17 protein-coding genes and 1 pseudogene are annotated in these 18,193 nt (G+C 69.9%); 8 read left to right on the top strand and 10 right to left on the bottom strand.

What is annotated here, in order from left to right:
• Positions 1-43 precede the first annotated feature (43 nt).
• Complete coding sequence (locus tag REH65_RS09055) at positions 44-388, bottom strand: hypothetical protein (RefSeq protein ID WP_406692096.1); 345 nt, start codon at positions 386-388, stop codon at positions 44-46.
• 144 nt (positions 389-532) lie between these two features.
• Here REH65_RS09055 and REH65_RS09050 point away from each other — a divergent pair, with 144 nt between their 5' ends.
• The gene (locus REH65_RS09050; RefSeq protein ID WP_281457740.1) at positions 533-1,486 is read left to right on the top strand and encodes an LCP family protein; all 954 of its coding nucleotides are present in this window, start codon (positions 533-535) and stop codon (positions 1,484-1,486) included.
• Positions 1,487-1,491: 5 nt separating this feature from the next.
• Here REH65_RS09050 and REH65_RS09045 read toward each other — a convergent pair whose 3' ends face one another.
• From REH65_RS09045 to REH65_RS09015, 7 genes and pseudogenes are all read right to left on the bottom strand, one after another.
• The gene (locus tag REH65_RS09045) at positions 1,492-1,968 is read right to left on the bottom strand and encodes a (2Fe-2S)-binding protein (RefSeq protein ID WP_281457739.1); all 477 of its coding nucleotides are present in this window, start codon (positions 1,966-1,968) and stop codon (positions 1,492-1,494) included.
• Positions 1,969-1,986: 18 nt separating this feature from the next.
• A complete protein-coding gene (locus REH65_RS09040) occupies positions 1,987-4,323 on the bottom strand; it encodes a molybdopterin cofactor-binding domain-containing protein (RefSeq protein ID WP_406692095.1) in 2,337 nt (778 codons plus the stop codon).
• A 192-nt stretch (positions 4,324-4,515) separates the two neighbouring features.
• Entirely contained in the window at positions 4,516-4,842 is a 327-nt protein-coding gene (locus REH65_RS09035; protein ID WP_406692094.1) for a hypothetical protein, read from the bottom strand.
• The gene (locus REH65_RS09030; protein WP_406692093.1) at positions 4,839-6,836 is read right to left on the bottom strand and encodes a hypothetical protein; all 1,998 of its coding nucleotides are present in this window, start codon (positions 6,834-6,836) and stop codon (positions 4,839-4,841) included. The genes REH65_RS09035 and REH65_RS09030 overlap by 4 nt, the downstream gene beginning before the upstream one ends.
• Positions 6,833-7,510 (bottom strand): TIR domain-containing protein, encoded by a 678-nt coding sequence (locus tag REH65_RS09025; RefSeq protein WP_406692091.1) that lies wholly within the window; start codon positions 7,508-7,510, stop codon positions 6,833-6,835. Before REH65_RS09025 ends, REH65_RS09030 begins: the two co-directional genes overlap by 4 nt.
• A 35-nt stretch (positions 7,511-7,545) precedes the next feature.
• Entirely contained in the window at positions 7,546-8,514 is a 969-nt protein-coding gene (locus REH65_RS09020; protein WP_406693303.1) for a transcriptional regulator, read from the bottom strand.
• A 177-nt stretch (positions 8,515-8,691) separates the two neighbouring features.
• Positions 8,692-8,904: pseudogene (locus tag REH65_RS09015) on the bottom strand (helix-turn-helix domain-containing protein); the annotation flags it as partial.
• A 58-nt stretch (positions 8,905-8,962) separates the two neighbouring features.
• Between REH65_RS09015 and REH65_RS09010 the strand changes: the two are divergent.
• A complete protein-coding gene (locus tag REH65_RS09010) occupies positions 8,963-9,244 on the top strand; it encodes a hypothetical protein (RefSeq protein WP_406692090.1) in 282 nt (93 codons plus the stop codon).
• Between the two features lie 99 nt (positions 9,245-9,343).
• Here the strand turns inward: REH65_RS09010 and REH65_RS09005 are convergent, their stop codons facing one another.
• The gene (locus tag REH65_RS09005) at positions 9,344-10,327 is read right to left on the bottom strand and encodes a sugar-binding transcriptional regulator (protein ID WP_406692089.1); all 984 of its coding nucleotides are present in this window, start codon (positions 10,325-10,327) and stop codon (positions 9,344-9,346) included.
• Positions 10,328-10,457: 130 nt separating this feature from the next.
• On the opposite strand from REH65_RS09005, the gene REH65_RS09000 reads away from it, so the two are divergent.
• From REH65_RS09000 to REH65_RS08980, 5 genes are all read left to right on the top strand, one after another.
• Complete coding sequence (locus REH65_RS09000; RefSeq protein WP_406692088.1) at positions 10,458-11,459, top strand: zinc-dependent alcohol dehydrogenase family protein; 1,002 nt, start codon at positions 10,458-10,460, stop codon at positions 11,457-11,459.
• Positions 11,452-12,810 carry a sugar ABC transporter substrate-binding protein gene (locus REH65_RS08995; protein ID WP_281457731.1) on the top strand — a complete coding sequence of 453 codons (1,359 nt, stop codon included), beginning with the start codon at positions 11,452-11,454 and terminating at the stop codon, positions 12,808-12,810. The genes REH65_RS09000 and REH65_RS08995 overlap by 8 nt, the downstream gene beginning before the upstream one ends.
• A complete protein-coding gene (locus REH65_RS08990; RefSeq protein ID WP_281457730.1) occupies positions 12,807-13,730 on the top strand; it encodes a carbohydrate ABC transporter permease in 924 nt (307 codons plus the stop codon). Before REH65_RS08995 ends, REH65_RS08990 begins: the two co-directional genes overlap by 4 nt.
• Positions 13,730-14,551 carry a carbohydrate ABC transporter permease gene (locus tag REH65_RS08985; RefSeq protein ID WP_406692087.1) on the top strand — a complete coding sequence of 274 codons (822 nt, stop codon included), beginning with the start codon at positions 13,730-13,732 and terminating at the stop codon, positions 14,549-14,551. The genes REH65_RS08990 and REH65_RS08985 overlap by 1 nt, the downstream gene beginning before the upstream one ends.
• 269 nt (positions 14,552-14,820) lie before the next feature.
• A complete protein-coding gene (locus tag REH65_RS08980) occupies positions 14,821-15,231 on the top strand; it encodes an FHA domain-containing protein (RefSeq protein WP_281457728.1) in 411 nt (136 codons plus the stop codon).
• 66 nt (positions 15,232-15,297) lie between these two features.
• On the opposite strand, the gene REH65_RS08975 is transcribed toward REH65_RS08980, so the two are convergent.
• Positions 15,298-16,626 (bottom strand): MFS transporter, encoded by a 1,329-nt coding sequence (locus REH65_RS08975; RefSeq protein WP_406692086.1) that lies wholly within the window; start codon positions 16,624-16,626, stop codon positions 15,298-15,300.
• A 371-nt stretch (positions 16,627-16,997) separates the two neighbouring features.
• Between REH65_RS08975 and REH65_RS08970 the strand changes: the two genes are divergently transcribed.
• Complete coding sequence (locus REH65_RS08970) at positions 16,998-18,161, top strand: LLM class flavin-dependent oxidoreductase (RefSeq protein ID WP_406692085.1); 1,164 nt, start codon at positions 16,998-17,000, stop codon at positions 18,159-18,161.
• The last annotated feature ends 32 nt before the right edge of the window (positions 18,162-18,193 follow it).

Genomic DNA, 18,193 nt, shown 5'->3' with positions numbered 1-18,193 from the left:
GGGGGGTTCGGGGTTTTCGGTTTCGGGGCAAGGGGTTTCCGAATCAGCGGGTGGCTTCGGGGGTGTTCGGCAGCGGGGGAGCCGGGGTGGGGGAGTCGAGCATCGCGGCGGCCAGCAGCAGCACGAGCCCGGTCAGCACGAGGCTGATCAGCAGCACGAAGCGCCGCACCGCGCGGCGTCGCCGGCCGCTGCCGTCGACGAAGACCGGGTCCGCCGGGTGGTAGTGGCGCTGGAGCCGCCGGTCGGGGGTCAGGCCGACGGTCTCGGCACCGCGGTAGGTGGCCGGGTCGGTGCGCTCGGTGCGCACCAGGACCGAGCCCGGACGGCGACGGTGCCGGTGCCGGGTCGGTGATCCTTGCCGGGGCGCGGGGTGGCCTCGGGAGGGCATCGATACTCCGAATGTAGGGGGTGTCATTCACTCGTTATGGTGATCTAGGCTCGGTACGATAACGCTAAGGTCACGTTGATCCAAGGCGCGCTGGTTGTCGGGGTGGTGCGCGAGGACTCCCGACAACAGGAGTGAACACACGCGGTGAGGAAGTTCTTGCGGCGCGCGATCAGGTCGCTCGCGCTGGTGCTGGTCGTGCTCGCGATGGCCGGGTTCGGCATCACCGGCTACGTCGACCACGTGCTGACCCGGGTTCCGGCGGCCACCGACTACGCCGGGCGCACCGCGCCCGTACGGGGCACCAACTGGCTGCTCGTCGGCTCCGACAGCCGGGAAGGGCTCACCCAGGAGCAGGAGCAGGACCTGGTCACCGGCGGCACCGCCGACGCCGAGGGCGCGCGCACCGACACGATCATGCTGCTGCACATCCCGGCGGGATCAGGGGCTCCGACGCTGGTCAGCCTGCCGCGAGACTCGCTGGTCGACATCCGCGGACGTGGTCCGGACAAGCTCAACGCCGCCTACGCCACCGGGGGACCGGCGCTGCTGTCGCGCACGGTGGAGGAGCGCACCGGGCTCCACGTCGACCACTACCTGGAGATCGGTCTCGGCGGGTTCGCCGGGGTCGTCGACGCCATCGACGGCGTGCGGATCTGCCTGCCGCAACCGATCGAGGACCCCAAGATCTCGCTGTCGCTGCCCGCCGGCTGCCAGGACCTGACCGGGGCGCAAGCGCTGGGTTTCGTGCGCACCCGGAACTTCGCGGGTGGCGACCTGCAGCGCGCCGAGCACCAGCGCCAGTTCCTGACCGCGCTGATCGACAAGGCCACCAGCCGGGAGGTGCTGCTCAACCCGCTGCGCACGGTGCCGATGACGTGGCGGCTGGCCGACACGATCACCATCGGCGACCCCGACCACCTCGACGACCTCGGCAGGCTCGGCTACCAGGCGAGCCTGGCCGGGACGGGGCTGACCACCGAGACGGTGCCGGTCGGCGGCACCGAGGAGATCCCCGGTGTCGGCTCGGCCCTGCGCTGGGACGAACCGCGTGCCGCAGCGCTGTTCGACGCGCTGCGGCACGACCGGCCGCTGCCGTGAGCGGGTCACATCTTCGCGGCGCCCGCCTTGATGGCCTCGCGGATGCGGAAGTAGGTGCCGCAGCGGCAGATGTTGCGGATCGAGTCCAGGTCCTTCTCGGTGATCTGGCGGCCCTCGTCCGACGCGCGGCGCACCAGCGCCACCGCCGCCATGATCTGGCCCGGCTGGCAGTAGCCGCACTGCGCGACGTCCTGCTCCAGCCACGCCTCCTGCATCGGGTGCAGCTCGGCGTCCGCGGTGGCGGGAAGGCCCTCGATGGTGGTGATCTCGTCCTCGGCGGAGATGTCACCGACCTTCACCGAGCACGGGTTGAACGCCTTGCCGTTGATGTGGCTGGTGCACGCCTTGCAGACGTTGATCCCGCAGCCGTACTTCGGCCCGGTCACGCCCAGCAGGTCGCGCAGCACCCACAGCACCCGCACGTCGTCGGCGACGTCGACCGTGACCTGCTCGCCGTTGAGTCGAAAAGTGTGCTCAGGCACGGGAAATCCTCCAGGTCCTCACTGCGCGTGGCGCAGGCCGTCGGTGGGCGATTCCGGCATCGGAGGCACGTTCGGCTTGGGTTCGAACGACAGCGTGCCGTGGTTGATCGGGAAGCTCGTCGGCACCGAGCCGGTCGCGCGGGCGTAGGCGCAGGCCACCGCCGCCTGGGCGGAGGCGACGCCGAGCTCACCGGCACCACCGGGCTTGCCGGTCGTCGGCGGCATGATGATGATCTCCAGCTCCGGCGGCGAGTTCCACTGCCGGGTGTAGAAGTAGTTGTCCCAGCTGGCTTCCAGGAAGTAGCCGTCGGTCAGGTGCAGGCTGGAGGTCAGCGCGTTGGCGATGCCGTCGTTGATGCCGCCCATGATCTGGGCCTCCAGGCCGCGCGGGTTGACCGCCAGACCGATGTCGACCGCGCAGACCGCCTTGGTGACGCGCGGGCCGGTCACGGCGTCGCGGACGCGGCGGTTGACGGTCTCCGGCGAGCAGTCGATCTCGACCAGCGTCGCGATCGCCGCCCGGTACTCGTTGTGCAGCGCGATGCCCTGGGCGTGACCGGCCGGCATCGACCGGCCCCACCCGCCGGTCCTCACGACCTCGTCCAGCACCGCCTTGAGCCGCTCCTCCTGCAGGAACCGCTTCCGGAACTCGTAGGCGTCCTCACCCATCCTTGCGGCCAGCTGATCGATGATCAGCTCCCGCGCGGTGACGACGTCGGGGGAGTAGATGTTGCGCATGCTGCCGGTGTTGAAACCGCGGTCGGTCTCGTTGAGCAGCATCGTCGTCGCCCCGAAGCCGTAGGGCATCGTCTGGGTGTAGTGGAAGATGGTCTGCGAGAACGTCGCGTCGGCGATCGGCAGCTTCGCCGCGCTGGCGGTGAGGATCTCGCCGAAACCGTGGCTGAAGTCGGTGAACACGCTGGTGTGCCGCTGCTCGTAGCTGAGCACGTCGTTCCCGGCGACGCCGACCCGCACCCGCGAGGTCGCCATCGGGTGGGTGCGGCCCTGCCGCGAGTCGTCGGCGCGGTGCCACATCAGCTTGACCGGCTTGCCGATCTCGCGGGAGATCTCGGCGGCCTCCATCGCGCCGTCGTTGAACAGCTTGCGGCCGAACGACCCGCCGCCCTCGGTGACGTGCACCTTCACCGCGCTGAGCGGGAGCCCGTACTGGGCGGCGATGCTCTCCTTGGTGACGATCGGGTTCTTCTGCGCCGACCAGATCTCCGCCCGGTCGCCGCGCACGTCGGCGATCGCGCAGTTGGTCTCCAGCGCGCTGTTGCTGCGGAAGAAGAAGGTGAAGTCGCCCTCGACGCTGTCGTCGCCCTTCGGCGCCACCAGCGGGACCTCGGCCGCGCGCAGCTCGTCGAGGACCGATTCGTCGGACTTGCCCTCGATCGTGCCGGGCTTCCAGTCCACGTCCAGCGCCCGCACGGCGTCGATGCACTGGCCGAAGGTCTCCGCGCGCACCGCGACACCGGTGGAGACCGCCACGACGTCGGTGACGCCGGGCATCGTGGCGACCTCGCCGCGGTTGCGCACGGTGCCGGGCTTGCCGTTGAGCGTCGGCGGGCGGCACACCATCGTCGGCAGCGCGCCCGGGATCTTGAGGTCCATCGCGAACTTCTTCGACCCGGTCACCGCCGCGAGCGCGTCCACGCGGTTGCGCGGGGTGCCGATGACCGAGAACTCCTCGTCGGCCTTGAGCTGCACCGGGACCTCCTCGGTGCGCTGGCCGGCAGTTTTCTCTGCCAGCTCGCCGATGCCGAGGGTGTGGCCCAGCAGGTCGGTGATCACGCCCTGCTTGAGGCGCAGCGTCGCCACGGCCTGGCCCAGCTCGACGGCGGCGGCCTGCAGCAGGCGGCCGCGCGCGACGGCGGCGGCGACGCGGATCGGGGTGTAGGTCGACAGCGTGGTGCCGGAACCGCCGGTGATCTGGTTGAACACCAGCTCCGGGCGGGCGTCGGCGAGCGAGACGTGGACGTTCTCCAGCGGCACGTCCATCTCCTCGGCGATGAGCATCGCGGTGGAGGTGGTGATGCCCTGGCCGACCTCGGCGCGCGGCAGCTCGAACGACACGGTCCCGTCGGTGTTGACGGTGACGGTGATGAGGTTCGCGGTGGGCGCGGCGGAGAACTCCAGCAGGTCGCTGAGATCGGCGACCTCTGCGAGCGCGGGGGAGGGAACCGGAGGCAGCCCTTCGGCTCGCGCCGCGGGGGCGGTCAGGTTCAGATCGGCCGCGGCGACCAGCGTCGGCGCCGCCAGCACGTAACCGAGGAAGCCGCGACGCCCGACGGCGTGGGACGGGGCTTCGGCCGGCTCCGAAGGTGGCGGTGAGGTTCGGTCCGCGGTCGTCATCTCGCTCCCCCTCCGCCGGACGCGCCTGCGTGCCCGGCAGCCGGAATAATGGGCGTGGCCTGGGAAAACACGTTTCCCAGGCCATTCGAACAGCGGAACTGTAACGTTGAACGTTGAACAGGTCAACGGATCGGCCCCGGAACAAGATCACGATCGAATCAAGCGGCCAAAGTGCCCGATCCGCCGTCCGTTTCACGCGTCCGGCGAGTCGAACCGGCGGCGGACGTCCTCGGCGACCTGCGGGTGCCCGGCCGCCTCGATGAGCTTCGCGAACCGGTGCGCGGTCAGCCTGCGCACCGGGTTGCGCTCGCCGTGCAACCCGAGCTGGTCGAGCAGCATACCGACGTGGTCCGACGGCGTGCGCGCCCCACCGGTCAGCTTCTTGAACACGCCCCACCCGACGCACGCCAGCAGCGGAACCACCACCCACGCAGGCCATTCCAGCACGAGCCCGAACACCACCGGGATCAGCGCGGCGATCCCGAGTCCGATGTAGAGGATCCGGTTCTCCTTGCTCACAGCACGAACTCCTCCGGTCGTGGGTACGCGTAGTCCTGGTTCTGCACGCCCTGAGCACGATCGATCAACTGCGCCAACCGGATCGCGACGTGCGGGTGACCGTGTTCGGTTCGGCTCCAGTCCTGCCCGATGACGTAGAGCCGCCCGAGCAGCCGCACCGAGCTCTTCGCCGCCTCGACCGGAATCGTGAGCAGCAGATCGGCGTTCGACACCCGTCCCGCTGTCGCGAGCCATTGGCCGAGCAGGTGATCGGCGTAGTCCAGGCGATGCGCGAACAGCGCGCGCCACCCGGCGACGAGGCCGCTCCGCGCCTCCGGTCGTGCGGCGAGCGGGCGGGAGACCCGGGAGACGTCGGTGAGCCGGTTCGGCTCGGCCAAGCGGGCGAACAGCGCGAAGTCGACGTCCCAGGGGTGCTCGCGGCCCAGCCCGCGTTCGAGTCGCTGGAGCAGGTGGAGGAGCAGGAAGTCGTTGTCCGCCACCAGGTTCAGCAACGCCTCCTGCGCGAGGGGAGACCCGCGCTCCCGGCGGCTCCGGTGGTGCAGCCGCACCACCGCCTGGGCCGGGTAGTCGGGCGCGATCAGGTTCGCGGTGAGCGTGACCAGGATCTGCCCGACCTCGTCCGGCAGCTCGGGGTCCGTCGCCCAGTCGTAGATCAACCGGCGAAAGCGCCTGCCGTACCGGTGATCCTCCAGCCCGTTGGTCAACGCCTGGACGGCGAAGTCCCGCAGCGGCCGGCTCCGGTGGTTGTGCCGCTCCATCCACCGCTCGATCAGCCAGACGACGTGCCCGGGGCTGCCCGTGCGCAACGCCTGAGCGGTGAACCGGTCGACCAGGTCGATGCGATCCGCGCCGGTCAGCGGCTCCATCCTGATGACCTCGTCCACCCAGCTGCAGAACGTCCGGCGCAGGTCCGGGTAGTTGTCCCAGAAGTGCTCCAGCAGCGCGCGGTCGAAGTCCCACTTGCCGAGGTCGATGCGGTTCGGCGTGACGAGGTCGATGCCGAGCTCGTCGAGCTGCGTCCGGTACCCGCTCTGCTCCAGCCGCGGTGGCTCGGACGCGTCGAGCTCCATCAGCTCCACCAGGCGGTGGGCGGCGAAGAACACCGCGTCGCCGGAGGCGCCGTGGCACAGGGCGGAGGCGAGCAGGATGGCGCGTTCCCGGCCTCCGGGCCGCTGCTCCACCAGCTTGGACACCTCGGCCCGCCGGTCCGCTCGTTGGGAGAGCGCTTCGGCGAGCAGATCGTCCACGCGGACGCCCGGTGCCTGCCTGCTGATCGCGACGATCCGGCCCGCCAGAGCCGCGATCTCGGACATCGGGAGTTCGAGAGCGGAGGAGACGCGATCCGGGGACAGCTGATCGCCGGTGCGGTGGAGGCCCTCGGCCTTCAGGTGGCTGCGCAGCACCCGCTCGCCCGCCGGGCGGCCGATCCGCTCGGTGAACTGCCGCAGCTCGTCACCGAGGAGCGGGACGAACTCGTCGGGCACCACCACGACCAGGTGCGCCCCCGCGCTCACCAGCCTGGTTCGGAACTCGGGTAGTTCGCGCAGCCGCGCCCGGAACACCTCCTCGCCGGAGTCGAGCAGGTCCAGCACGAGCCGGTGATCGGCCAGCAGCTCGACGGCGTGCAGGTGCCTGCTCAGCTCGTAGGGCTCGTCGGTGAGCAGCGAGTACGGCGAGGCGTCGCCGGCGCCCATGTTGACCAAGATCTTCGCCGCCGTGCTGCGGCCGCTCCCGGCCGGTCCGGTCAGGAACACCGTCCCGTTGCGGCGCAGGGCTTCGTGCGCGGCGTCGAGACCGGGCGGTGCCACGAAGCGCCGCTCGCTCCACCCCAGATCGCCCTTGAAGGTCAACCTGGGGCCGCGCAGCCGGCTCATGACGCTCTCGTAGCCGGAGTCGTAGAGGTGGAAGATGTGCCCGGTGCCGGTGTGGATGGAGGAGTCGGTCACCTCGGCGTCGAAGTGGGTTTCGGTCGCGGGTTCGGCGTCCTCGGTCATCGGCGGTCGTCCTTCGGGTGCTGGATGAACTGGTCGCCCGAGCCGCTGTGGTGCGGGCCGCTGGTGGGGGCGTTGAAGTGCGTGGTGGCGCCGCCCATATTGAGACCGCCGTTGATGGTTCCGGCCTGGACCCGCGGGCCGTCTCCGGTGCTGTGGTCGTAGTTGTGGACGTGGCCGGAGGAACTCGGTCCCTCCTGGTCGTCGTCGAGCGCGGGCACGAGTTTCACGAGGTGGCGGGCGAGGCGGTCGAGGTCGTCGTCGGCGTTGCGGACGTCGAAGTCCAGCGCGTTGAGGAAGGCGAGGAACTCCAGCTCCGCGGGGAGGTCCTCGGATCTGAGGTGCGGCAGTCCGCGCCCGCAGTGGACCGGGATGATCCGAGCCCCGGCGCGCTTGGCGTTGAGTATCTCGAACCGGATGAAGTCGTTCTCCCGGGCCAGCAGCGGGTTCCCGTCCTCGTCCGGGAACTTCGCCCAGCCCGCCCCCATCAGCACCAGCAGGACCGTGGTGGTCGACGACTCGCGGTGCAGCCGCGTCCGGTAGTTCTCGCCCGGATCCATGTTGGCGTCCCGGAATACCAGCTTGTCGCCGAACCGATCGGACAGGGCCTTCTCGACGGGCACCGCGGCGAACTCACCGCTGTCGCCGGATCGGTAGTTGACGAAGATCTCGGGCACGACGGTTCTCCTGTTCGGTTGCAGGGCAGGGTGATTCAGCCGTTGTGGTGGTGCAGAGAGGTGATCAGGGCCGGTTGGAGGGCCTGGACCGCGGGGACGCGGTGGTGCCGGGCCAGCAGCTGGCTGAGCTTGCGCAGGTCCGTGAGGACGGTGGCGGAGGCGACCGCGTCGACGACCGGCAGCACCTCGCCGGTGAGCGCGCAGGCGTGCTCGATCTGGCCCGCCGCGGCGTGGGCGAGGGCGCGGCGGAGGCCGTACCGGGCGCGATTCCGCAGCGCCTGCTCGGGCAGTCCGGCGACCTCGCGGTCGAGGACTTCGGTTGCCTGGTCGGTGCGGCCCAGGTCGTGCAGGCACCAGCCGGTGATCATCGAGACCGGGTCGCTCAGGTTCGACGCGCCCAGCACCGGACCGGACTCCGGTTGCGCTGAGTCGAGGTGCGCTCGGGCGAGGTCGAGCGTGCGCATGCAGCGGTCGTAGTCGCCCGCCAGCGCGTGCCCCTGGGCCTCGTGCAGCGCGGCCCAGCCCCGGATGCGGTCGGTGAGCGCGTCGCGCCGGGCCCGCCGGGCGATGTCGATGGTCTCCCGCGCGTCGTGGCGGTAGAGGGTGACCAGCGCGCGGCGCACCAGCGCGTGGGCGCCCAGGCTCCGGTCGCCGCCGGCCTCGGCCAGCCGCACCGACTTGTCGGTCCACCACAGCGCGGTGCGGTCGTCCCCGGCTTCCTGGGTCATCCAGCCCGCGAACTCGGCATAGCGGGCCGTCAGCGCCAGGATCTCCGCCGCCTGCGCGGGATTCGCGTTGCGGGCCATGTCGCGCAGCGAGTGCGCCTGGGCGACCAGGCTCGGCAGCACCAGCGAGGGGCCTGCGGTCTGCCCGAGCGCGCGCAACTGGGCGAACATGGCCTGGAACGGTTCGGTGGCACCGGTCGCGGCGAGCGCGCGCGAACCGCCCACGCCGAAGGCCACCGCGGAGGCGGCACCGGCCGTCAGGACGCTCCTGCGGTCCACCGGTTGGAACGAACTGCTTCCGTCGGAATCGAGTCGCAACACCCACACCTCATCACCGTCGGTCGGGATATCGGATGGCAGAGGTGCTTTCGACGAATGCTCGGCGACGAGGTCGGACAGCGTTCCCCCGGAATTCAGCGCGACATCGGCTCGGCGCGCCAGATCGGGAGTCGGTGGTTTGCCGCCGGTTTCGATTTTGCTGAGATAACCCTTGCTGTAGTGCAGGAGTGCCGCGAGCCGGGAGAGCGACAGTCCGGCCTCGTTCCGCAATCGTCGAAGCTCTGCCCCGAACAGTGTGGGCCGCTCGGTCAACTCGCCCCCCGGGTTGCCCGTTTCCCGTTCACCCCGGCGCCGGGAAACGGGTGGTCGGGCGCTCCTGCCAGCGCACATGGTGGGTTCAGCGGGTCCAGTCCTGAAGCTGGAACTCCGCCTGACCCTAGGAGAAGTGATGTTGACCGACGACCTCTCCCGCGAATTGACACCCGAACAGCGCAGCGCTTCACCTGCGCGCCTGCTCGGCCGCGTGGCGACGACGCTGGGATTCACCGCCGTCCAGGTGTGGGCGTTCTTCGAGTTGGCCTCGTTGCACGTGTCCGGACCGGTTCTGGTGGCGCTCGTCGTCGTCATGGCCGCCGCATTCCTCGTCACCGTCGAAGCCTGGATGGAAATGCGCTGGCTTGCGTCAGCAGCGCTGCGCACACCGACGGATTCTGGCGGAGATCGGAACTGAGAGCGGCGGTTCACCAACGGTTTCCCGTTTCCCGTTCGGTCGTGAACCGGAAACGGGAACGGGGGAGCGGAGCGAGGCTGGGGGTCTCGCTCCGCTCCTTCACGTTCGCAGGGGGCGGTGGGAGATGAGTTGGAGGAGGAGCTCGGAGACGTCGAAGTCGGTGATGAGGCTGGTGACGATGCCCGAGCGCAGCACCGCGTCGATGGCGCGGGCCTTGGGCGTGGTGTAGCCGACGGCGATGACCTCGGGGACCGCGCGCAGCTGCTCGTGGGGGATGGCCAGGACGTGGTGGGCGAGACCGGTGGACAGCTCGTTGCCGTCGGCGTCGAAGAGGCGGGCGGCGATCTCGGCGGTGGCGCCGCGCTCGCGGATCGACTCCCGCTCGGCCGGGCTCAGCGAGTCGTAGACGGTCGACTCGTTCTCCTGCCAGGCCCCGATGCTCACCACCGCCTTGGTGAGGTGGTGGAACTGCTCGAAGGTCTCGGCGATGCCGGGCTGGTTGCGCAGGATCTCGGTGGTGCGGCGGTCCGGCAGCACCAGCGGACCGTAGATGGGGTAGGACTCGCCGCCGGCGACCGCGGCCACCCGGCCCACCGTCTCCACCGAGCGGTCCCGCATGTCCATCCCGGCCTGCACGCCGCAGAGCTGCACGATCGGGCACTTGGGCAGGCTGCGGACGGCCTCCGCCATCGCGTTGACCGAACGCGCCCAGGACAGGCCGATGACGTCGCCCGGCACGGTGATCTCGGAGAGGAGCTGCGCGGCCAGCGCACCGACCCGGCGGCGCAGGTCGGGACGCTCGGCCTTGGACTGCGCTCGGCTGAGCACCAGCGCGCGCCGCAGGCCGTAGGCGGTGCGGAGTCGTTCGGACTGCTCCACGTCGACCGGGAACGGCAGCTCGAACGAGATCTTGATCAGGCCGCTCTCCTGCGCCGATGTCAGGATCCGGGCGACCTTGAAGCGGCTGATGCCGAACTCCTCGGCGATTTCCAGCTTCGAACGCCCGGCGACGAAGAACCGGTGCGCGATGGACGCCGCCGTCATGGTGTCGATGAGCCCGCTACGTGGCCGGGAAGTGCTCATATGAGCACTATAACGTGAAATCTGAACGAAAGGTTGACGTCATCAACAGTGAACCTCTTCAATGCGTGGCAAGTTCAGGGCAGAGTACAGCGCAGTTCGCTCAGATGAGCGCTCTGGAGTCGGAGGTGTGATGCGGGCCGCGATCATTGACGAACCCGGTTCCATCCGGGTTGGCGACGTACCGGATCCGGTACCTCGGGAGCGGCAACTGGTGGTGAAGGTCGGCGCCACCGGCATCTGCGGCACCGATGTGCACATCGCCGACGGGCACTTCCCGCCCACGCCTTACCCGATCGTGCCGGGCCACGAGTTCGCGGGCGAGGTCGTCGAGGTGGGCCCGGACGTCCCGGGCGACTGGGAGGTGGGCGACCGGGTCGCGGTCGACCCGTCGCTGTTCTGCGGGTACTGCACGCCCTGCCGCAACGGGCACGGCAACCTCTGCGCGAACTGGGGCGCCACGGGTGACACCGTCGACGGCGCGTTCGCCGAGTACGTCGCCGTTCCCTCGGCCAACTGCTACCGGATGCCCGACGAGCTGACCTGGCAGCAGGGCGCTCTCGTGGAACCGGTCTCCTGCGCGGTGCACGGCGTCCGGCAGATCGGCGTCGAAGCCGGCGAGAAGTTCCTGATCATCGGCGCGGGCACGATGGGCCTGCTGATGCAGCAGCTGCTCCAGCGCGCGGGCGCGCAGGTCACCGTCGCCGACCGCAACGCCGCGCGGCTGCCGCGCGCCGAGCGGCTGGGCGCGGTCGCCACCACCGAGGACGCCGCCGAGCTGGAGGGCGGTTTCGACGCCGCCGTCGACTGCACCGGTGCCGCCCCGGCCATCGAGACCGCCTTCGACAAGCTGCGCCGCGGCGGACGACTGCTGGTCTTCGGCGTCGCCCCGGCCGAGGCGCGGATCTCGTTGTCGCCGTTCCGCATCTACAACGACGAGATCAAGATCGTCGGCTCGATGGCGGTGCTGCACAGCTTCGGTCCCGCGCTCGACCTGATGGCGATGGGCGCCATCGACAGCGACGAGCTGCTCACCGACGCGCTGCCGCTGGAGGAGTTCGGCAAGGCCCTGGAGCTCATGCGCAGCGGCGCCGGGCTCAAGGTCCAGGTGCTGCCGGGAGGTGCCGATGCCTAAGTCGTTACGGCGCGGCCGGATACGGCTCGCGCTGCTGGCGATGGTCGGCTTGCTGCTGACCAGCTGCGCCGGAGCCGGGGCGCTGGGCTCCGGCGGACGAACCCTGGTGATCGCGATCGTGTCCAACCCGCAGATGGAGGACGCGGTCGCGCTCAAGGGCGAGTTCGAGAAGGAGAACCCGGGGATCAACCTGAAGTTCGTGCAGCTGCCGGAGAACCAGGCGCGCGCGAAGATCACCGCCTCCACCGCCACCCAGGGCGGTGAGTTCGACGTGGCGATGATCAGCAACTACGAGACCCCGCAGTGGGCGGCCAACGGCTGGCTGGAGAACCTCCAGCCCTACATCGACAAGACCCCCGGCTACGACGCCGACGACTTCATCCCGACCATCCGGGACTCGCTGTCGCACGACGGGTCGATGTACGCGGTGCCGTTCTACGGCGAGTCGTCGTTCCTGACCTACCGCAAGGACCTCTTCGAGCAGGCCGGTCTGGTCATGCCCGAGCACCCGACCTGGCAGCAGATCGCCGATTTCGCGGCCAAGCTCGACAACCCGGCCACCGGCATGTCGGGCATCTGCCTGCGCGGCAAGCCCGGCTGGGGCGAGAGCCTGGCGCCGTTCTCCACGGTCGCCAACACCTTCGGGGCCCGCTACTTCGACGAGAACTGGAACGCCCAGATCACCTCGCCGGAGTTCAAGGCGGCGGCCAACTTCTACGTGAACCTGGTGCGCGAGCACGGTGAGATCGGTGCCTCCAGCGCCGGGTTCTCCGAGTGCGGCACGCACTACGCGCAGGGCCAGGCCGCGATGTGGTACGACGCGACGGTCATGGCCGGCACCAACGAGGACCCGGCCGAGAGCAAGGTCGTCGGCAAGAACGGCTACGTCGCCGCCCCGGTCGAGCGCACCCCCGAGGCCGGTTGGCTCTACACCTGGTCGCTGGCAATGCCCAAGGTCGCCAAGGACAAGGACGCCGCCTGGCAGTTCATGAGCTGGATGACCTCCAAGCGGTTCGTCAAGCAGGTCGGCACGACCTTCGGCTGGAACCGGGTTCCGCCGGGCGTGCGCAAGTCGACCTACGAGATCCCGGAGTACCAGCAGGCCGCCGCGGCCTACGCGCAGCCGACGCTCTACGGCATCGACAAGGCGAAGCAGTCCAACACGATGGCGAACCCCGTTCCGTACCCGGGGATCCAGTTCGTCGGCATCCCGGAGTTCCAGGACCTGGGCACCCGGATCAGCCAGCAGTTGTCGGCGGCCATCGCCGGACGGATCACCGTCGACGAGGCCCTGGAGCAGTCCCAGGAGTACGCCGAGTCCGTCGGCGAGTCCTACCGGGAGACGCGATGAGCCAAACGGTGGTCGAAGAAGTCCAGGCGCCCGCGGTGCGCAAGAACGAGACCGCGAAGTCCGGTGCCTGGCTGCGGCGGGCGCCGCTGCTGCCCGCGCTGCTGTTCACGGTTCTGGTCACGCAGATCCCGTTCCTGATGACTGTGGTCTACTCGTTCCAGTCCTGGAACCTGGTGCGGCCCGGTTCGCGCCACTTCGTGGGTCTGCGCAACTACGTCGACGTCTTCGCCGACAGCCAGTTCCGCGGGGCGCTGCTCAACACCGTGGTGCTGACCGTGGTGTGCGTGTTCATCTCGATGCTGCTGGGCCTGGGCCTGGCGATCCTGCTGGACCGGAAGTTCCTGGGGCGCGGCGTGGTCCGCACCCTGCTGATCACGCCGTTCCTGATCCTGCCCGCGGCCGGTGCGCTGCTGTGGAAGACCACGATGTTCGACCCGACCTACGGGCTGCTGAACTTCGTCTTCGGCGGCGACACCGACTGGCTCGCGGAGTTCCCGCTGGCGTCGGTGATGACGCAGGTCATCTGGCAGTGGACGCCGTTCATGATGCTGCTGATCCTGGCGGGCCTGCAGGGCCAGTCCAAGGAGGTGCTGGAGGCCGCCGCGGTCGACGGCGCCGGGCGGTGGCGGACGTTCGCGTCGATCACGCTGCCGCAGCTGTCGCGGTACCTGCAGCTGGCGGGTCTGCTGGGGGCGATCTACATCGTCAACAGCTTCGACGCGATCTTCCTGATGACGCAGGGCGGTCCGGGCACGGCCAGCACCAACCTGCCGTACTACATCTACCAGCGCGCGTTCGAGGGCTTCGACATCGGCCAGTCCTCGGCGATGGGCGTCGTCGTGGTCATCCTGACCCTGATCGTCGCGAACTTCGCGCTGCGCTTGATGTTCCGCACCTTCGGCCTGAGCGAGGCGCGCTGATGCATACCTCGAACCCGATCGGCCGGTGGGCGCTCACGGCGTTCACCTGGGTCGTGGCGATCCTGTTCGTCTTCCCGCTGCTGTGGATGGTGCTGACCTCCTTCAAGGAGGAGGCCGACGCCTACACCGATCCGCCGCGGCTGCTGTTCACCCCGACGCTGAGCCAGTTCGCCGGGATCATGGAACGCGGCTTCCTGCCGTACCTGGGCAACTCGGCGTTCGTGACGATCGTGTCGACGCTGCTGGTGCTGCTGCTGGCGGTCCCGGCGGCCTACGCGCTGTCCATCTCGGCGGTGCCCGGGACCCAGGGCGTGCTCGGATTCTTCTTGTCCACCAAGATGCTTCCGATCGTGGCGGCGATCATCCCGCTGTACGTCATCTCGCAGAACATCGGTCTGCTGGACAACGTCTGGGCGCTGGTCATCCTCTACACGGCGATGAACCTGCCGCTGGCGGTGTGGATGATGCGGTCGTTCTTCCTGGAGGTGCCCAAGGAGATGGTCGAGGCCGCCCGGGTCGACGGCGCACCGCTGCCGGTGCTGCTGTTCCGGGTGATCCTGCCGGTCGTCGCACCGGGCATCGCGGCGACGGCGCTGATCTGCGTGATCTTCTCCTGGACGGAGTTCTTCTACGCGGTCAACCTCACCGCCGCCCAGGCCGGCACCGTGCCGGTCTTCCTGGTCAGCTTCATCACCAGCGAGGGCCTGTACTGGGCCCAGCTGTCGGCGGCGGCCCTGATGGCCTCGCTGCCGGTGATGGTCATCGGCTGGATCGCGCAGAACCACCTGGTGCGCGGTCTGTCGATGGGCGCCGTGAAGTGAGGCGCCGTCAAGTGAGGCGCCCCGAAGAGAGGACGCCGGTGAGGTAATCCGGACCGGGGCCGTCGGAGATATCGCGCGTTTCCGGCGGCCCCACCCGGAAAAGTCTCCCCGAATTCACCGAGACCTGGCTCACACTCCACGTCAGGTTCGGTGAATTGAGGACGTTGGTCCTAGCGAGTGCGGTCGTTCCTTCGGCATGCTGTGTGTAGCCGCTCGATTACGGGCAGGTGCGTTCGGAGGTTTCACGCTTGTTGGCTAGGGAGACGACCATGGAACAGACCAGGATCGGCGCGTCCGCATCGCACGCAGTCGAGAAGCAATCCGAGACTGCCAGGGCGTCCGCTCCTCATGAACTTCCGGCGCCTCGCTCCGCCGACGAGCTCAGCGGCAAGCCCCGCCTGATGATCACCCGCGGCAACGCGGTGGGCAGTGGTTTCGTGCTCCAGGCGGAGCGCACCACGATAGGGCGGGACGCCATATGCGACATCGTCGTAGATGACATCACCGTCTCCAAGGAGCACGCCGAGATCCGGCGCCGGGGCGAGGCCCACGTGCTCGTCGACGGCGGCTCGCTCAACGGCACGTACCTCAACAGGCTGCCGGTGGACACCGCGGAGCTTCACGAGGGCGACGAGATCTGGATCGGCAAGGCCCGGTTCACCTACCGCACGGGGCTGTGAGCGCGACGCGGGCGTCGACCGGGGGTTCGAAGCTCTCCCGGTCGACGCCCGCGCTCGTCCGCTCGATCAACGGGTTTCCGCCGCGCGCAGGTCGGCGGGCCGCAGCGCGAGGGTGGCGGTGAGGCCGATGAGGCCGGTGAGCACCAGGTAGCCGCACGCCCACCACGGCGACCCGCCGCCGACCGCGATGAGCGCGGTGACGATGAGCGGGGTCAGGCCCGAGGCGTAGATGCCGGAGAACTGGTAGACGAACGACATCCCGGTGTAGCGCGAGCGCACCGGGGCCAGCTGGGCGTAGAGGGTGCCCTGGGGCGCGTAGAGCAGCGCGTGCACCACGCCCAGCACCAGCACGATGATGATCCCGGACAGCAGCAGGTCCCGGGTCTGGAACGCCACGAACGCGGGGTAGACCGACAGCGCGAACAGCCCGGCGCCCAGCGCGTAGGCGCGGCGGGGCGTGATGCGGTCGCTGACGCGTCCGAACACCGGCAGCAGCACCGCCAGCACGGCCGAGGCCAGCATCACCGAGATCAGCACGCCGTTGCGCGGCAGGTGCAGGGTCGAGGTGGCGTACGACAGGAAGAACACCGCCCAGGTGTTGAACGCGGCGCCCTCGGCCCACCGCGAGAGCAGTCCCAGCACGGTGTTGCGGCGGGTGGTGCGGTCGCGGAACAGCTCCACCAGCGGTGCCTTGGCGGCTCCCTGGGTCTCCCGCATCCGCTCGAACGGCGGGGTTTCGGCCACCCGCAGCCGGATCACCAGGCCGATGAGGACCAGCAGGATGCTCACGCCGAACGCGATCCGCCAGCCGTAGCCGAGGAACTGCGCGTCGTCGAGGACGTTGCCCAGCAGCGCGAACAGCCCGGTGCCCAGGCCGAGGCCGAGCGCGAGGCCGACCTGCGGCCACGCGCCGTACCAGGCGCGCTTGCCGGGCGGGGCGTACTCGACGGCCATGAGCACGGCGCCGGCCCACTCGCCGCCGATCGCCAGCCCCTGCACCACGCGCAGCAGCACCAGCAGCAGCGGCGCGAGCAGCCCGACCTGCTCGTAGGTGGGCAGCGCGCCCATCGCCGCCGTGGACAGGCCCATCAGCAGCATGGTGGTCACCAGCGTGCGCTTGCGGCCGATGCGGTCGCCGATGTGTCCGAACAGGATCCCGCCGAGCGGGCGGGCGACGAACCCGACGAAGAACGTGACGAACGCCAGCATCGTCGACACGGCGGGGTCGTCGGTGGGGAAGAAGAGCTTGTCGAACACCAGCCCGGCCGCGGTGCTGTACAGGAAGAAGTCGTACCACTCGACCGTGGTGCCCATCAGGCTCGACACGATCACGGTGCGCACGTCGCGGCGCGAGACCTCGCGCACGTCCGGAGCAGGCTGCAGGCCCGCGGTCATCACTGCCTCCAAGGCCGGGGTCCGGCCGGTTAAGAACGGGTGTCGGGATCAGGTACCCGGACACGCCGCGGAGGCCACGCGGAGCAGGTCGACGTGGTGGCGGGAGGTCAGCAGTGCGGGGTGGAGCACGGGCCGAGCTTCGCCGCCGGGCCCCGGCCCGGTCAACAGTGGGAGCAATTTTCCACTTTGTGGGATGCGTCGCGCGTTCGTTGACTTCGCTCCGCCCGCTGCCGAACGATGAAGCGCGTGGAACCCCTGACCCGCCGCCGCCACGTGGACCTGCTCCGCGTGGTCGCGCAGGCCTGTCGCAGCTGACTTCCCCTCCCGCTCAGATCGGACAGGCAGTCCACGTCGGACTTTTGGAGAAGCAGATGTCCCTCACCTTCCACTGGTTCCTGCCCACCTACGGCGACAGCCGCTACCTCGTCGGCGGCGGGCACGGCACGCCCACGCACACCGCCGGTGGCGCCCGCCCGGCCACGCTGGGCTACCTCGGGCAGATCGCGCGCAGCGCCGAGCAGCTCGGGTTCGAAGGCGCGCTGACGCCGACCGGTGCGTGGTGCGAGGACGCGTGGCTGTCGACCGCGATGCTCGCCGAGGTCACCGAGCGGCTGAAGTTCCTGGTCGCCTTCCGGCCCGGCCTGCTCTCGCCGACCCTCGGCGCGCAGATGGCCGCGACCTTCCAGCGGCACTCCGGGCAGCGGCTGCTGCTCAACGTCGTCACCGGCGGCGAGAGCCACGAGCAGCGCGCCTACGGCGACTTCCTGGACAAGGACGCCCGCTACGCCCGCTGCGACGAGTTCCTGGAGGTCGTGCGCGGCCTGTGGCGCGGCGAGCGGGTCGACTTCCACGGCGAGCACGTCCGCGTCGAGGGCGCCGAGCTCACCCGCGTGCCCGACCCGGTGCCGCGGGTGTACTTCGGTGGCTCGTCACCGGCCGCGGGCGACGTCGCCGCCAAGCACTCCGACGTGTACCTGACCTGGGGCGAACCGCCCGCGAAGGTCGCCGAGAAGATCGAGTGGATCCGCGGCCTGGCCGCCGCGCAGGGCCGCTCGCCGCGCTTCGGCATCCGGCTGCACGTGATCAGCCGCGACACCGCCGAGCAGGCGTGGGCCGAGGCGCAGCGGCTGCTCGACGCCCTCGACCCGTCGGTCATCGAGCAGGTCCAGGCGGGCCTGGGCCGCAGCGAGTCCGAGGGCCAGAAGCGGATGCTGGAGCTGCACCGCGGCTCCACCTCGGAGCTGGAGATCTACCCGAACCTGTGGGCGGGCGTCGGCCTGGTGCGCGGGGGAGCGGGCACGGCGCTGGTGGGCAGCCACGCCGAGGTCGCCGAGCGCATCGAGGAGTACCACGCGCTGGGCATCGACGAGTTCGTGCTCTCCGGTCACCCGCACCTGGAGGAGGCGTACTGGTTCGGCGAGGGCGTGCTGCCGATCCTGGAGCGCAAGGGCCTCTGGCGGCACCCGGCCCGCGCGGAGGCCGAACCGGCCCCGGCGAGCATCCCCTTCGCCGGAGCGCCGACTCCGGCTTCCTGAGCCGAACCCGAGACGACCCGGACGAGCGCTCT

Origin of the sequence: Saccharopolyspora sp. ID03-671, from assembly GCF_045278815.1 — a bacterium.
GTDB classification, from domain to species: Bacteria; Actinomycetota; Actinomycetes; order Mycobacteriales; family Pseudonocardiaceae; genus Saccharopolyspora; species Saccharopolyspora ipomoeae.
The sequence above is the reverse complement of the archived record's forward strand: the minus strand, read 5'-3'. Positions and strand labels throughout refer to the sequence as shown.